Genomic DNA, 14342 nt, shown 5'->3' on the forward strand with positions numbered 1-14342 from the left:
GGTCGCATCATCGATGAAGACGAGCAGGGTGCATTGTGGGCCGCGATCCTCGACCACCAGTGTTCAGAACCGTCGATCTGAATCAACTCGCCCACACAGTCGCGACGATGCCGTGGCTGGTAGACCCGTTTGAGCCGTTGCCGGCGATCCTGCCAGAGCCCGTCGGCCAGCATCCAGCGCCGCACCGTCTCAACCCCCAAATGCAGCCCGTGCCGCTCCGAAAGCTTCTCTGCCGCTAACGTCGGGCCGAAGTCGCCGTAATTGGCCTTGATCAGCGCCATCGCCTCGGTGCGGACAACCGCCGGATACGCCCGATTGCTCGGCTCGCCGCGCTTCTTGGAAATCAGAGCTACAGGGCGACCAGCGCGATATGCCTTGAGCAATCGGAACACTTGGCGTCTCGTCACGCCCATCAGCTGCGCCGCTTCGCTCGGTCGTATCCGCTCGGCCAGCAAGTCCTTCAGCACGTGAACCCGGTCGATCTCCGCTCGGCTCATCGACAGCACCGTCATCACACCAAAACTCCCAAGCCATCATGGCCGGGACAGTGACATCTGTAATGAGGACAGGTGTGACCTTTCTAACGGTGGTCTACACCAGGCCGGCTAGTCGGTCGGGGTGAGTCGTTTCCTCGCTCGATCTGAGTCTTTCTGCTCTGCCGCCGTTGCAAGTGGCCGCCGCGGTGCCCAGAAAAGGGCCTAACTACGAACGGCTACGCGCAATTACCTCACGCTCAGGTCCCAATCGGGCGATATCGCCCCTACTTCCCATCTACCGAGAACGCGAGCAGCACGTTGCCCGGCAATGTGCCGTAATTGGTGTAGCCCGAATTGACGTAGAGCATGCCGCCGGCAACAGCCGCGCCTGGACCATCGAGCGAGCCGCCATGCGCGGCGGCGCCATTGACGGTCATGTAGTCCTGGATTGTGTCGACGTCCCAGATGATCTCGCCGGTCTTGGCGACGTAGGCGCGCAGGTGCCCGTCGAGCCCGCCCGAGAAGACTACGCCGGGAATCGCCGTGACCGCGGCCGACTGGGCTGGACTGCAGCCGGGCCTGTCGTTACAGCCCGGATGCGGCGTGTGCCACACAACCTCGCCCGTGGCGAGCTTGAGGGCAAACAGTCCGCCGCCCTGGCGCGGATCCATCTTCAACTCGCCGCCCATGATCGTCTTCTGGGCTCCGGGCGTGCCCGGTGCCACGCGTTCGAGGCCGACGTCCGACACTGCGACGTAGACATTCTCGTCATCGACGGCCATGCCCCATTGCACGCCGCCAAGCGTGGAGCCCTGACCTATCCGGCGCTGCCACACTATCGCGCCGTCATGATCGGGATCGAGCGCGTGCACCATTCCCGACTTCTGTCCCGCGATCAGCTCGCGCTTGCCGTCCGCGAGATCGACCAGGATCGCGGACGAGCCGAAGTCGAAATCGGGCCCCTTGTTGTCGGGACAGTTCGCGCGATATTGCGAGGTGCACGCGACATTGTAGGCATCGCTCGTGGTCATCTGTCGCGACCATCTGAGCCTTCCGTTCACCAGATCGAACGCCACAAAAGCGTCAGACGTGTCCTGTGCAGGATGCGAATAGCTGTCGCCCGTGGTCGCATAGATCGTGTTCGTCTTGACGTCGACCGTCGGCGCGGACCAGATCGCGCCCCCTGATGGCCCGAAAAGCTGCACGCCCATCGAACTGGTGCCTTGCGCTTGCGCGGGCGGGGAGACGTAGCTGCGCCATTTCACCTCTCCCGTCGCGGCGCCGAGCGCGACGATCAGGCCGCGAAAGCTGCAGCAGCCATAGCGTGGATCGGCCGCCAGCGCCTCTTCGAGCGAGGAGACCGGCACATAGAGGATGCCGTCCGCAAGTGTCGGCGCACCGGTGATCATGGCCGCTTGATGCTCCTCGACCCGACGGGTCCACTTTAGCTTCCCGGTCTCCGCGTCGAGCGCATAGGCGTTGCCGCGCTGATCGCCGAAATAGGCCGTGACACCGCGCTCGTCCTCGCCGATGGTGACGGCGCTGCGCACGCCAAAGCCTGCATCGAACACCCAGCGCTGACATCCGGTGCTGGCGTCGAGCGCATAGACCTTGCCGCCGGCGCTACCGACGAACAGCCGGCCGCCCCAGACCGTCGGCTGCGCAAAGGCCCTGGAGTCACCGGGAAACCCAAAAGCCCATTTCAGCTTGAGGCGCGGGACATCGTCGGCCGCAAGCCGCGCGTTGTCGGCGGGCTGGAAGCGATGCTGGCGGATGTCGACCCCCCAACCGTTCCAGCGCGGCAGCGCGGCATCGGCGAGTTTGGGTCCATCGTCGCGGCATCTGGAATCGGGCAGTTCAGGCGCAGGTGCCGGCGCGGTGCCCTTCAAATAGCGGGTGATGGCGCCGATCTGATCCTTGCTCAGATCCCGCCCCTGCGCGCTCATGAGCCCGTAGGCGATCTGAAAGCCGATCCGCTGGTCGCTCAGCTGCCGCAGCGCGTTCCTGTCGGGTGCCCGCGCCACGCCGCCGTCATGACACGAGGCGCAACGTTGCTGATAGAGCGCCTCGCCGGACTGAGACGTTGCTTCCTCTGCCCCTGAGCATGAAATGCCGATCGTGGCGAGAAGCAGTCCAATCGAAAACTGCAACCAGATAAGGCCAACCGCTTTCTCGGATGACATCGTGCTCCCCCTATCGACAGGGTATCTTCCATTCAAGCCGGATCGCGAACACGGGTGACCGGGCTGCTTTCCTTCAACCCCGCTGGCAAATCCGTAGTCACGGCGGACACGCACGTAAGCTCGTCACGCTTCGCCAAGGGCGATTGATGTGCAGAAGTCTCGGTCGTTCAGAGACGAGCACGCGGCAATAGCCAGGTCATGATCTTTTCATACGGATCGCGATGACTGTGGATGAATGCATTTTCGTTCTGCTGCGCGGCAGTCCTGGCGAATTCAGAAATCGCCTCCATAGACTGCCGTTTATCCTTCGGAAGCTTCGCCCATTGACGAATGATCTTCCGGCGGGCTTCGCGCTGCTTTTCCCTTACGTCAGGCATCGGTGCACTCCTGAAGTGGATTTGCTCCTGCTCAGCCTATAGTAGCCAACATGAATGCCATGCGCGTGTCCAGAGCGCAGTTTGGATTCAGGTGAGATCGATCTCCGCGCGCTTTCACCGAAACCAGCGCAGCCGTCCGAGCCGCTCGACGAGCCCGGCGTCGGCCTGGATGGGGGGCCGGTCTCGATCCCGGCGCGCCGCAGCTGCCGCTCGCAGCGTCGCTTCAACGCCTTTGCGAGCTGCTCGGCGCTCTCACATCGCGCCGCAGCTGATTATATTATGCCGTTGATGACCGGCTGCGATAGGTTGCCGGCAATTTGCTGCGATGCGGTACTCCGATTCTCCGAATGTCCGCTTTGCGACAAAGCTACCCTCCTCGACCAGGCGCGTTGTGACCAGAGCGCTTCAAATGGAAGCGTAATGCGGCCAATCGGCTCCGATTGAACCGGGATTGACTCCGATCGAAGCCCAAAATGGCACCTGAAATCCCTGCCCTTTTCGCACGCCGAGAGTGAAAACGACAGATGAAGGTCGCGGAGATGCCGCTACTTCTTGGAGATCGCGGCTTGCTTGTCCCACTCGACCGGAATGCATTTCAGTAGTTGCGCGAGATCGAGCCCTTCCGGCTGCAGTCCGTTCAAGATGGCTTCGGTGAGCGCCCGCGAAAGCAGCGTCAGCCGCAGCACCCGGCAGAGATATGACTCGTTGATCTTCTCTGCCTTGGCCAGCTCGCGCACGGTGGTAAAGAGGTTGGATTCGAGCATGTTGCGCCGTCGGTGAGCGCGCACCAGAGCTTTGACAAGTGCATTGTTAGACTGCGGCGGAGGCGGCGCCCACGCTGGGGCGCCTGCGGGAGTTACCACGCGCTTGCGGCCGCCCTGGCGGCGGAATGAAATCGGGATGCTGATGACCATGGTACGACCATCCCGGCTCAGCTTGGGTCGGCTAATCTTGCCAAGCGTCATCGTCGTCGCGTGGTTCATTCGGCTGCTTCCTGGAACGTCGTTGGCGGTTGCAATTCGGAGGACAGCGACGTCAGCCCTTCGATCTTTAAGGTGATGTCGAGCGTCTCCGCTCCAAGGTCGACGCGCTCCACGAGGAGTTCGAGGACGCGCGCTTGTTCGGCAGGAAACAGCTCATTCCAGAGCTCGTCAAAGCCGAGGAGGGTGTGGCGGACCTCCTCATTGGCATCAATCCCCTGCTTGCGTAAAGCGCGCCTGGTCTGAACGATGATTTCCGGCGTTTGCAAAAGGAGACGGACTTGATCGACGATGATTCGTTCGAGCTCGGCGGCAGGGGCTAACTTGACCGGGCAGTCTGACCGTCCCTGCTTCATCGCTGTCTGGCTGATGCAGTAGCGACAGAGTCGTCCGGACTTGCGAGTGTGGGTCGGCGACATGGCTGCGCCGTCAGGTCCGAAGAGGAGGCCCTTCAGCAGGGCAGGGGTCTGTGCGCGCGCATGGCCGGCCCGTTTGCGTGGGCTCACCGCCGAAATTGCGTGGACCTGTCCCAGAGTTTGCGATCGATGATCGGCTCATGTTCGCCGGGATAGGACGTTCCCTTATGGACGGCTTCGCCGAGGTAAACGCGGTTATGCAGGATCTTGCACAGCACGCCCTTATCCAAGAGATGGCCGTATCGATTGCGCTCGTTGGCTGCGACCAGCTCGCGGACCAGCCGCGTTGCAGACTTGAGTTGAACGAAACGACGAAAGATCGCTCTCACGCGTTCGGCGTCAATGTCATTGGTGAATAATTTGCGATCGCAGACTTCGTAACCGAGCGGCGTCCATCCCCCCATCCATTTGCCGCGCTTACGAGAAGCTGCAACCTTGTCGCGGATCCGTTCCCCAATCACCTCTCGCTCGAATTGAGCGAAGGTAACGAGAATATTCAGCGTCATCCGACCCATGGCATCCTTCGTATTGAAGGACTGAGTATCTGAATTGGGAGCTGATAGCTGCCGTTACACCTTCGCGAACTGAATCGGTCGACGAAGCGCGCGGCACTATGACCCGGATGGAGTTAAATTCGATCGCAGCTAGATTGGGTACGCCTACCCGGAGAAGCTGCCAAGGCGCAACCTGGCGTCTCTCGCAGGCGGGTATCGAAGCCAAGGCTCCAGGATGCCGGCAGCTGAATTAATCATCGAACTCAATCGGCTTTTTGGCTCGGTAGGGAACGAAACGGAGTCATTGAAGTTTCACGAGTCTTATCCAGTGGAGGACAAATGCTATGGAATGGAATCGTGTTGAAGGTAATTGGAAGGAAATGAAGGGCAAGGTCAAAGAGCAGTGGGGCAAGCTCACTGACGATGATCTTGATGTCATCGCGGGCAAACAAGACCAGTTGGAAGGTCGTTTGCAACAGCGTTACGGTTACGCGAAGGACCAGGCGAAGAAGGAAATCGACGCCTGGTACGGACGCCAGAAGTGGTGAACAGTAAGGGCCCTGCCTAGGCGGGGCCTTCTTTCTTAGGAGCTATTCGGGGAGACAGACCGTGACCACACCAACCGAAGAAGAGATACGCGCGAAAGCGTATCAGCTCTGGAAGGAAGCCGGCGAACCGGAAGGGCAAGCAGAGAGATTCTGGCATCAAGCCGAAGAGGAACTAGGCCGGGAGTCAACCGAACTCGGCGAACTACCTCCCGGTATGACAGACAATCTCCCAATCTGATTCGGTGCGGTGAGACCCTTATGACCTACTAGCTTTTCTTGTCACTTGCAGCGTTCCGTTTCCTAAGGGTGGCAAAACGGCTTTCGCACGACGCCTGCGTTCTACCGAGTGCTTTCGCGACAACCTGCCAAGGCGAACCTTTCGAACGCAATTCCCACAGCTTAGCTTCGTCTTCCAAAGACCACACCTTTGCTCCATTTGGCGAGGGAGTAGCTTGAGTTACGGGCATCGGCTATCACCTGAAAAGCGACAGCGTACGCCGCAAGAAGATCCTCAACTGTTCACTTTGGAACACTGTCCGGCGGCGGACGCGCAGGCCTTTCTGACCGCCTTTGATGGAGTGGGATAAGCCGGGCTGTATCTTCTTGCGCGCTTACAACCGATCTGATCAAGATTGACATGGGACTTCTCAGAGACATCCATATCAGTCCGTCGAAGCAGGTGGTCGTGTCCGGCCTTACTTCAATTGCTCGCCAGCTAGGTTATCGCCTTGCTTGCCCAGGCTGTTGAAAGCGAGGCTGAACTAACTGTGCTCCGCGCTGCCGGTATCAAGCTCTTCAAGGATATTACTTCGCAAAGCCGGCGTTTATGTCCCTACCGATATAAGCAGCTCAAGCTGGAACCTTGCGATCGGCGAACACCTTTCGAGCGGGAACTAGATGAGAGCTTGCTATCGATGCCACCCTGCGAGGCAGAGGGCATTTGCCCTCGGCAGCACCAACGATAAGAATCAACGACTGCAATTCGGCTGCAAGGAAAGTTTGCGCATCAATGAACCGATGCCATCCGTTCGGCAGTCTTGCGTCTCCGCGACCTTTGTAGTGGAAAGATCCTTATGGGAAGCGCTTCTGGAACGCTCCGGCTTCGGCTTGATCGCACTGGCTGTGTCGTTCGGATCATGCCAGTGGCGAGGAATGAATTCTGGAGCTTCAGCTTTCGCAGACTTCTTTAGCTGAGACTGAGCCGGAATCGGAGGCTCGGGAGGAGATGCCAAGGTTAGGTCCCCTTTTTCTACCGTCGGCTGGATATCCTGCACGCTGACAAGCGACAGCCGATCGGCCTTATTGCCGGCTACAACAGGATAGGTGACTGGCGGCATCGGCATTGGGGCAGACTTGAAGGTGGCAGCAGCAATAGCTCCGACGCCACCGACACACAGCCCGAGCATGACGATCTTAATCAAAGGGATGGCCCACACCAGGCATCAAGCCTTATACGACTTTCCGCCCGGATTAAGGCGACTTGATTCTTTGGTTAATACTGACCGGTACTCCGCCGGGAGGACGATCCAGTGATGCATCAAATTCGCTTTTCGGACGACCAGCTAAAGGCCGACTTCTTCCACAACATCTGATAGGCGACTGGCTCGCCGGAAATTTGAGCGGCTCTGATAGAGCTGGGCTATTCTACACCGCCGATAGCCAAAAAAAGTTCCCAAAAGCCTCACCCTGCCCTCACGGCGAAATCCCGCTGCATCTGTTTCTGAGCCTGGGCAAGCGCTCTGCTTCGGCAATCGACCTCATCCCAACTGCTCTGCGCAAGGATCGGCTGGTACATATTGGCAGCGCCGCGAATGGCGTGAACCAGCGTGCGAGCTCGCGAAATTCAGACTTCTATAACGCTGTTACAGAAGGGCACTCGTAATTTCAGATCCAGCGAGTTGCATCATTCGGATTTGGCTGCGCGAGCCAAATGCTAGGCCGACGAAGCTCACCAACATCAAGATCCAGATGGACGCCACAGGTAGGACAGCAACTTAGAGGCTGGATCGAACCGCTGTGCGAGCTCTTCGGTGGCGAGTTCGAGATCCGCGAAGCGCCGGGTGAAGACGCTGTTGACCTGCACGCATCGCGGCTGTCCGTTCCAGCTGAGCTTTCTGCTTTCGCAACAGATTCGAAGCGTGATCGGCTGCAGAAAATCCTATCCCGACTATGCCCGTCAGTTTCTAGGCGACTATCGCAACGCACCGGACATTGTCGCCTGGGCTCGCTCCGAGGCCGACATCGTTGCTGTCTATGACTGCGCCGGACGGGTGAATGCGGCAGTGATACCCTTCGGCGGCGGCACTTCCGTATACGGTGGCGTGGAGCCAGAGGTCGGCAGCACGTTCAACGGTACCATCAGCCTCGACCTGACACAGCTCGACACGATTCTGGAAGTCGACAAGACCAGCAGGGCGGCGCGCATCCAGGGCAGGATCCGCTTGCCGGCCATGGAGAACGACTGAAATCCTACGGCATGACGCTGCGGCATTTCCGCTACGCATGGAACTGGCCACGCTGGTGGCATGATCGCGACCCGGTCGGGCGGCCATTTCAGGCAAAGGGGCGGCACGGCGCACTTGCAGAGCAGTGGCTGGAAATCAAGAGTCGCGCGTTTGATGAAGTGATCACCCATGGCGGAACGGTGACACGTCACCACGCGCTCGGACGTGACCACATGCCATGGTACCGTCGTCAGCGGCCCGACCTTTTTGCTTCCCTGCTACAGGCAGCGAAGGATCCGCGAAGGATCCGAAGGGACTTTTGAACCCGCGCGTGCTCTTGGCGGCACGGTCCTGAACCGCTCCAGTTCATCCTCCCTATTTTGGTCACCTTTTGATCGCGATGTGAGTAGTCCAAATTGCGCGCAGCAAAGGTGTCAGTGATTTCAACAGCAAAGCGGATTGCAGAATGCGAATGAAAAGCGCTGCACTATTTGCCGTCAGTTTGTTGTTTGTCAGTCTTTGGCTGCATGGCGGCGCTCGATGTCAAACTTCGCTGGCCCCGCCGCGTTCGGTGACCGACCAAGGTTCGCCACCAGCGGCTACGTGTCTCTGGGGCGGTCTCAATCTGGGGTGCAGGGCGACAGCCAAAGGTTCGTCGCCTCCGCCGACAATGGCGCCAGAAGTCCCGATGTATCCGCCGCCCGTTATCCTTGCCTCGCCGCCATCGGCGACCGCTAAGGGTTCGCCGCCACCGGCCACCAAAAACGTTTCGCCACCAATGGCGACCGACGACGCTCCTGCGCGAACAGCGACCGCCAAAGGTTCGGCACGATCCGCAGCCAAAAACTCGCCACCGCCTACCAATGACAAAGATGCGCAGGCACCGACCATCGACAATATTTTGCCCAAGCCGCGCATCGGCAAGCTGTCACCGTCACAGGCGCCCGGTCCCGATGGCTTTACCGTAGGCATCGACGATGGCGAAGAGACGGGCGAGCCGCTGCCCATTAGGCCTCGCCCAAAGCAGTCCAAGGTCAGGCAAAAGCCCGACGTTGCGGAGAGGCCGTCGGAGATACAGTCGCTGGGGGATCAAGCAGAAATTGAGAAACTGAAGCCCAATCTCGCGATCTGCCGAGGCTGCTAAAGGATAAGGTGCTGCCGCATAGCAGCCATCTGGACGCGCCGCCGCCATTAGCGATGACGGACGGACGCCCGGTCCGTTGTCACCACTGCCTCAAGAGCTTCCACTCGCGACGAGGATGACCCTCGGCGGGCGGGGGCCCCGAGCATCAACGCCACCGTGTCTCAGAACTGGCCCTGCACTATCGGGCCCAGCCGCTCATTCTGGGATCCTACCATGGTGAGCTCGGGGCGCTGTACACCACGGCGAGCAACCAAGGAACAAACAAAGGTCTACCCGCGCTTAACTAAGTCAGGAGGCCGGCTATGCTGCGAGGTCTCGTCCTATCCGCACGACGCTCATCTTGCCGATGCGAAGCAGGTGAAGTCTGTTCGTAGGCGCCTCAGGAGTCGCCCGCTGGATTGACCAACCGCTCATGGTTGTACCGTTTTTTTGGTCGAACGTAATTCGAGCAGCGCCGCCTAGCCGCAAAGATCGCTGTCATGGAAAACGAGCAGGATCTAAAGCATCAGATCGAGTTGGCTACACGCGCCGCCGCTTACATCAAAGATGAGACTACGGTGCAGCGGCTGTTGCGATTAGCTCAGGACCTTAAGCGAAAGCTCTTTGCGGTGCCGCGGCGGCCACAAATCAGAGCGCGGGCTTACGAGCTCTGGGAACAGAGTGGGTGCCCTTCGGGGCGCGATTGGGATTTCTGGCTCCAGGCTGAGCGGGAATCACCGACAAGTTCAGCCGAGATGACGGCACTAACTAGTCTTGCCATGGTGCCGTGGCTTTGGTCCCAACCCGCTTCTTCTAATCACGGGTCTGTTCTGCAGCGTGAGCATTCGCAGCGTTATGGGCTGATGCGTCGAGTAGACTGGCCAACCTTGCGAGGTAAACTTGGGTCCGGATTAGAGATATGAGCTAAGATCGGCACGCCTCGACCGATGGGCGACAGTGGTCGTAAGCCAGCCATGGCGATTTCGAATGCGCTTGCCGCAATGGATGATTGGAATCGGCGTGGCGGAGCTATTGATATCGTTGCGTGACGAATGAACTCGCGCGGCGGATCATCCGGCCGTTTCTGGCTGAAACCACTCCGGCGAGGGCCCTAGGATGGCCTCGACCTCAGGCACAAAGCTACGATCGAGTGTGGCGACGAGGTGAGCGAGATTGTCGATGATCTGTCGCCATCGATCGGGGCCGCCGATCGGAAACTGGCCAACGAACTCGACGTCGCCCACCATGCCTCGAGCCGCCTGGGGCGAGAGCGGCAAATTGAGAGTCGCCCGAAAACCGGGACTCTTCTCCTGGCCTTTCGAGAGCCCGATCACCTGAATGGAGGCGTTGACGGTGCTGCCCCAGCCTCGAATGTCCACGCGGAGCTGGACCACGAGGTTGCCCGGCGTGCGTCGCTGCAGCCCTGAACTTTCCATGTTCGCCCCGGCAGTCGTAACCCATGGGGGCGAAGGCCTTGACCAGCTCGGGCTTTTTGGGGAAGCGTTGGGCTGTGCGCCTCACTCTCGACGTGATGCGGCAAGTCGTGCGGCAGCTGCTGCAACAGCTCGGTCATTCTTTCGCGATGGGCGCGCACCACGGCCCGAATGGCTTCGCCCGTCTCCGATCTCAACGCCCCTTGCACAGCGGCTTCGGCGGCGGCGTTGCCCGCTTCTGTTGCAGCCGGCGCGGTTGCAAAGGGCACCTGTATGGTCTTTCGGACTTTGCCGCAGGCCAAGAACACGGCCTGGACGTTCGCCGGCGGAGCCGGGAGCTTTTTTGCCGTTGGATCGGCCTCGACCAGACGCAGCGCCGCGAGCGACGGCTGGCGGCCATTGACCCACCAAGAATCCGTCACGCTGACGCCTGCTGACGTCGGATGACCAGCGAAGACATCGACACCCGCGCGCGCCAGCATGCGGATGCTGCGCGGGTCGGCTGTGGGCGGAAGCTCCGGCCCGTCCGAAAACCCGGCGGCCTTGAAATGCAGCGTAATCCGGTGACATGGGAAGGACCTTGGAACCACGTGCGCGATCTCTCTGAGGATCGCGAAATCGATCGGCGCCACAGCGCCGCTGCCGGTTAGCGTAAAATGCGTCTGGCTTCCATCGCGGCGCGCATGGTGATTGACGTCCGCTCCGTAGGCTACAAAACGTTGCGTCATCTTTAAACGCTTGGCCGTGGGATGTCCCCGAGTGGCCCAAATATCTGGACCGGCAGGTGTTGGACGACGTATAGCGCGGTATATCGATAGTGGCTGGACCTTGATTTGGTTGTGAGTTCCACGCTCGCTCTTGATGCGATTCAGGAAAGGGAGTGGTAGGTCACCGGTTGATAGGCGCAATTTTTTCGACGTCACGTGCGTTTCATATAGTTGTTTATCGGGGATGCGCGGAGATGTACGTCCTTGCTCTGGTCACCCAAAAAGGCGGAAGCGGCAAGAGCACGCTGGCCGTCGGACTTGCAGTCGCGGCAATGGAGAACGGGGAGCGCGTCGCATTTGTCGAGGCTGATCCACAGGGGACGATTTCAAAATGGAAGGAGCGGCGCGGCAATCCCTTTCCGCGGGTCGTTCGGGTCGCCGATCCCGCCGATATAGAAAGGGCGCTGGTCCGCCTCGAAGCTGAGGGGATCTGGCTTGCGATCATCGATACTGCCGCCACGAACAATGCGCTGGCCGTGCACGCCATCACGAAGGCCGATCTTTGCCTGATCCCGACGCGTCCGAGTCCCGCCGACATCGAAGCTGCAATACCGACGCTGGTTGCTATTCGTAGGTTCAATCGCCGATTTGCGTTCGTCCTCAATCAGACGCCGCCGCGGGGCTGCCGTTTGAGCGAAGCTGCAACTTCGCTCAATTCGCTCGGCGTGCTAGCGCTTCCTTACGTCGGACAGCGCAACGACCACCAGGACGCGCTGGGGACGGGATTGGGCGTGACCGAGTTTGCACAAGAGGGAAGAGCCTCGGAGGAAGTTCGTGAACTGTGGCGCTGGGTTTTGAAAAAGCTTGTCGAGGGGTCGTTAGATCATGAGCCACGCGCAAAAAAAGCGGCGTGCTAGCCAAACGCGCTGTGCGCGACGCTCACTCGTGGAGCTTACCGCGGCGGCAAGCCGAGCCGTTGACGATGGTCTGTTTGTGTTGTCCAGCGGGATTGCTGCTTCCAATCCGCGATCGGAGCACACAGGCGAGAAGACGTCTGATCAAACAACCGTTGCAAGACAAGCGATGGCTACGAGTCCCGTTGCGGCGCTTGAATCTCGGAATGCGGTAGCGCCGCGCAAGGTCGAACTCCTAGATTCCGACACTACCACCCAGATGATGGTGAAGATTGCCAGGGACTATCAAAACAGAGAGTTTGCGAACATCAAAGCCAGCCTAACTGCTGCGTTGGACCACGCAAAGGGCTTTGTAGAGACGCGGGTGGGAGGCGAAGCGGCGTCGAAGGATATCGGCGGTTCCGGTCTTGAAAGCAATTCTTTGACAATTCTCAAAGAAGCTGAGTTCCGCGCGGATGCGGTCGAATCGACTGTGCAGAAGGAATCAGCCGATAGCGCAGGGCAGCCGCAACCCCGATACATGCGACGGCTCACTGACGAGGCGGTCAGATTGCTGGATGATCTTCGGAGCGGCAAGCTGGAGAATCAGGCGAACTTCATCCTGAGCGAATGCTTCAGAGAAGCCGCCATCGCGTTCTCTATGATCAATCAGCAACTCAAGCGCGACGGCTATGCCGCGAGCATTGATCCATCAATCTTCATTTGGCTTGCCAATATCACCGAGCCGGAGACGCGCGACACGGGGACCATGCGGCTTGAAATCGTACCCAACCACCGAGCTCGTCCGAGCACGTACGCGCGCCAGGTCGCTCAATTCATCTGGCACCTTGTCGAGGGGCAGGGCTGCCGGCGACAGGCCGCATATCGGGGGGCGCTCACGAAGTTCACCGTAAGCGCGAGTTTCGCCGAGAAGGCCTATGCCTTTTGGGAACCGATCTTCAAACGGGCTGGACCGCACGTGCAGATGCTGACCCGCATTTCAGATCCAGAAATGTAAAGCTACGCAGTGTGGGCATTTGGCGTCCGATTTGACTGAGGCCGAGGCCCTGGCGAGGACCGCCCGGCAACTTCGTCCGAGCTTTGGGGCGGGTACCTGCGAGCTCGACGGAAAGCCTGGGTCATGAGGTGTCGATCCTATCCGGCGTAGGACGCCACCTCGGCCGGCGCGCTCGTGACCGCTTCGATATCGCACGTCAGGAGTCGCCGACCGGCTTCTCTCCGGAGGAGAGGGAAAGAATACGTTTCAGGCCGCGTGGCCGTTTAGGGAATCATACCGCAATCGAACATCTTATTTGCGACCGGCGCCGCAACCTTGTTGATGAACTTGACTTTCACTGAAGGGTGATCCCTTAAGAATGCGACTGCTGCTCCAACAATTTCTGCTGGCGGCTCTCCCTTCTTCGCTTTCAGGTCCTCGCAGCTTGAAGATTCGTATTTTTGGATAACCATCCCCACGACCATCTCCAGAATAGGTCCGTCCGGTGGCGTCTCAGGCGGGGGTGGGGCGGTGGCAAAGCTTGAGCGATTGCGGAGACGGTGAACATCAGCGATATTGTGGCTGCGATCAAAGCTTTCACTGGCACGTCACAGCTCCCCGCAACAGACGAGACTGACAAGTACGGCGCGCCCATTTCCGTTTCGATGATCGAGCTCGACAAGGATCATCCAGTGCCATCGCACGGTTTTCGCAACGCATTCCATGTCTCCAGCCTTAAAATATACTATACGGTATAGTATCTTTATGGGCCGGTCAAGCCCAGGTGCGGCGCCTGAAGAACTCACAGGTAAGCGGGAAATCGTGCTTTCAACCGGTGCTCTATGCGTTCGTAACCGCGATTAACGCGAGTGGCAGGAACCTAAACATTTCGACAATGATCGGCACAGATCCCGACGATGCTCATCAACGCATATCCGGATGACGGCATCCGAAGCCGCCCCTGAAGGATGGAATTCTGTGCGATCTCAGCGAACCGGTGGATGAGGACCTCGAGCGTTGCATTCGTTCTGCGGTGTAATCGGGGGACGCCGGTGAGGCGGACGCGCCATGGCATTGGACGTTGTCAATGCAATGCGCGACGACGGAGTGCTGATCAGCACCACCGAGGCAAACGAAGACACGCTCAAGGTCCGCCCCCCGCTGGTCTGCCAAGCCGAGCACGTAGATCGTTTTCTCTCGTCGCTACAGGCTGCACTGGCGTCCTGCCGCTTCTGACGACGGCTGGCTTTCAAGCCGGCGCAATCAGTGCC

General features: G+C 59.5%; 19 protein-coding genes and 2 pseudogenes. 10 read left to right on the top strand and 11 right to left on the bottom strand.

Translation table 11 applies throughout. The features are described 5' to 3' along the window. From BM222_RS25885 to BM222_RS42240, 6 genes are all read right to left on the bottom strand, one after another. On the bottom strand, window positions 1–512 hold a 512-nt coding region (locus BM222_RS25885; protein ID WP_244547240.1), incomplete at its 3' end, for a helix-turn-helix domain-containing protein. 248 nt (window positions 513–760) lie between these two features. Continuing rightward, complete coding sequence (locus tag BM222_RS25890) at window positions 761–2659, bottom strand: outer membrane protein assembly factor BamB family protein (protein ID WP_244547241.1); 1899 nt, start codon at window positions 2657–2659, stop codon at window positions 761–763. 167 nt (window positions 2660–2826) lie between these two features. Then, entirely contained in the window at window positions 2827–3036 is a 210-nt protein-coding gene (locus BM222_RS25895) for a hypothetical protein (RefSeq protein ID WP_092234141.1), read from the bottom strand. A gap of 545 nt (window positions 3037–3581) precedes the next feature. Further along, window positions 3582–4019 carry a hypothetical protein gene (locus tag BM222_RS25900; RefSeq protein ID WP_092234144.1) on the bottom strand — a complete coding sequence of 146 codons (438 nt, stop codon included), beginning with the start codon at window positions 4017–4019 and terminating at the stop codon, window positions 3582–3584. Next, window positions 4016–4435 (bottom strand): site-specific recombinase, encoded by a 420-nt coding sequence (locus tag BM222_RS42235; protein WP_244547242.1) that lies wholly within the window; start codon window positions 4433–4435, stop codon window positions 4016–4018. Before BM222_RS42235 ends, BM222_RS25900 begins: the two co-directional genes overlap by 4 nt. An 83-nt stretch (window positions 4436–4518) precedes the next feature. Continuing rightward, on the bottom strand, window positions 4519–4938 hold the full coding sequence (locus BM222_RS42240) for a recombinase family protein (protein WP_244547243.1): 420 nt from the start codon (window positions 4936–4938) through the stop codon (window positions 4519–4521). A gap of 332 nt (window positions 4939–5270) precedes the next feature. Between BM222_RS42240 and BM222_RS25910 the strand changes: the two genes are divergently transcribed. Beyond that, window positions 5271–5474: a CsbD family protein gene (locus BM222_RS25910; protein ID WP_092234145.1), complete on the top strand. Its 204-nt coding sequence runs from the start codon at window positions 5271–5273 to the stop codon at window positions 5472–5474. Between the two features lie 61 nt (window positions 5475–5535). Then, window positions 5536–5712, top strand: a complete 177-nt coding sequence (locus BM222_RS25915) for a DUF2934 domain-containing protein (protein WP_092234149.1) — start codon at window positions 5536–5538, stop codon at window positions 5710–5712. A 28-nt stretch (window positions 5713–5740) separates the two neighbouring features. Here BM222_RS25915 and BM222_RS43375 read toward each other — a convergent pair whose 3' ends face one another. Next, window positions 5741–5941 (bottom strand): Myb-like DNA-binding domain-containing protein, encoded by a 201-nt coding sequence (locus tag BM222_RS43375; protein WP_177243464.1) that lies wholly within the window; start codon window positions 5939–5941, stop codon window positions 5741–5743. Window positions 5942–6061: 120 nt separating this feature from the next. Here BM222_RS43375 and BM222_RS42245 point away from each other — a divergent pair. Continuing rightward, window positions 6062–6318, top strand: a pseudogene (locus BM222_RS42245) (EAL domain-containing protein); the annotation flags it as partial. A gap of 124 nt (window positions 6319–6442) precedes the next feature. Here BM222_RS42245 and BM222_RS41280 read toward each other — a convergent pair. Next, on the bottom strand, window positions 6443–6895 hold the full coding sequence (locus tag BM222_RS41280; protein ID WP_177243465.1) for a hypothetical protein: 453 nt from the start codon (window positions 6893–6895) through the stop codon (window positions 6443–6445). Between the two features lie 639 nt (window positions 6896–7534). Between BM222_RS41280 and BM222_RS25925 the strand changes: the two genes are divergently transcribed. The 4 genes from BM222_RS25925 (at window position 7535) to BM222_RS25940 (ending at window position 9964) form a co-directional block, all read left to right on the top strand. Then, entirely contained in the window at window positions 7535–7939 is a 405-nt protein-coding gene (locus BM222_RS25925; protein WP_177243466.1) for an FAD-binding oxidoreductase, read from the top strand. A gap of 11 nt (window positions 7940–7950) precedes the next feature. Further along, the gene (locus tag BM222_RS25930; protein WP_092234154.1) at window positions 7951–8241 is read left to right on the top strand and encodes an FAD-linked oxidase C-terminal domain-containing protein; all 291 of its coding nucleotides are present in this window, start codon (window positions 7951–7953) and stop codon (window positions 8239–8241) included. A gap of 365 nt (window positions 8242–8606) precedes the next feature. Then, a complete protein-coding gene (locus BM222_RS25935; RefSeq protein ID WP_143106037.1) occupies window positions 8607–9062 on the top strand; it encodes a hypothetical protein in 456 nt (151 codons plus the stop codon). A 479-nt stretch (window positions 9063–9541) separates the two neighbouring features. Further along, window positions 9542–9964, top strand: a complete 423-nt coding sequence (locus BM222_RS25940) for a DUF2934 domain-containing protein (RefSeq protein WP_092234161.1) — start codon at window positions 9542–9544, stop codon at window positions 9962–9964. A gap of 147 nt (window positions 9965–10111) precedes the next feature. Here the strand turns inward: BM222_RS25940 and BM222_RS41285 are convergent, their stop codons facing one another. Both BM222_RS41285 and BM222_RS40240 read right to left on the bottom strand, forming a co-directional pair. Further along, on the bottom strand, window positions 10112–10288 hold the full coding sequence (locus BM222_RS41285) for a hypothetical protein (protein ID WP_177243467.1): 177 nt from the start codon (window positions 10286–10288) through the stop codon (window positions 10112–10114). Between the two features lie 83 nt (window positions 10289–10371). Beyond that, complete coding sequence (locus BM222_RS40240) at window positions 10372–11202, bottom strand: hypothetical protein (protein ID WP_143106039.1); 831 nt, start codon at window positions 11200–11202, stop codon at window positions 10372–10374. Window positions 11203–11435: 233 nt separating this feature from the next. On the opposite strand from BM222_RS40240, the gene BM222_RS25960 reads away from it, so the two are divergent. Together BM222_RS25960 and BM222_RS25965 are read left to right on the top strand one after the other, a co-directional pair. Beyond that, on the top strand, window positions 11436–12098 hold the full coding sequence (locus BM222_RS25960) for a nucleotide-binding protein (RefSeq protein ID WP_092234174.1): 663 nt from the start codon (window positions 11436–11438) through the stop codon (window positions 12096–12098). Window positions 12099–12126: 28 nt separating this feature from the next. Next, window positions 12127–13092: a hypothetical protein gene (locus BM222_RS25965; RefSeq protein WP_244547244.1), complete on the top strand. Its 966-nt coding sequence runs from the start codon at window positions 12127–12129 to the stop codon at window positions 13090–13092. Between the two features lie 263 nt (window positions 13093–13355). Here BM222_RS25965 and BM222_RS25970 read toward each other — a convergent pair whose 3' ends face one another. After that, complete coding sequence (locus BM222_RS25970) at window positions 13356–13550, bottom strand: hypothetical protein (protein WP_210188516.1); 195 nt, start codon at window positions 13548–13550, stop codon at window positions 13356–13358. A 583-nt stretch (window positions 13551–14133) separates the two neighbouring features. Between BM222_RS25970 and BM222_RS40245 the strand changes: the two are divergent. Next, window positions 14134–14307, top strand: a pseudogene (locus BM222_RS40245) (aspartate aminotransferase family protein); the annotation flags it as partial. Between the last annotated feature and the right edge of the window lie 35 nt (window positions 14308–14342).

The sequence above is a fragment of the Bradyrhizobium sp. Gha genome (genome assembly GCF_900113735.1).
Lineage (GTDB): Bacteria > Pseudomonadota > Alphaproteobacteria > Rhizobiales > Xanthobacteraceae > Bradyrhizobium.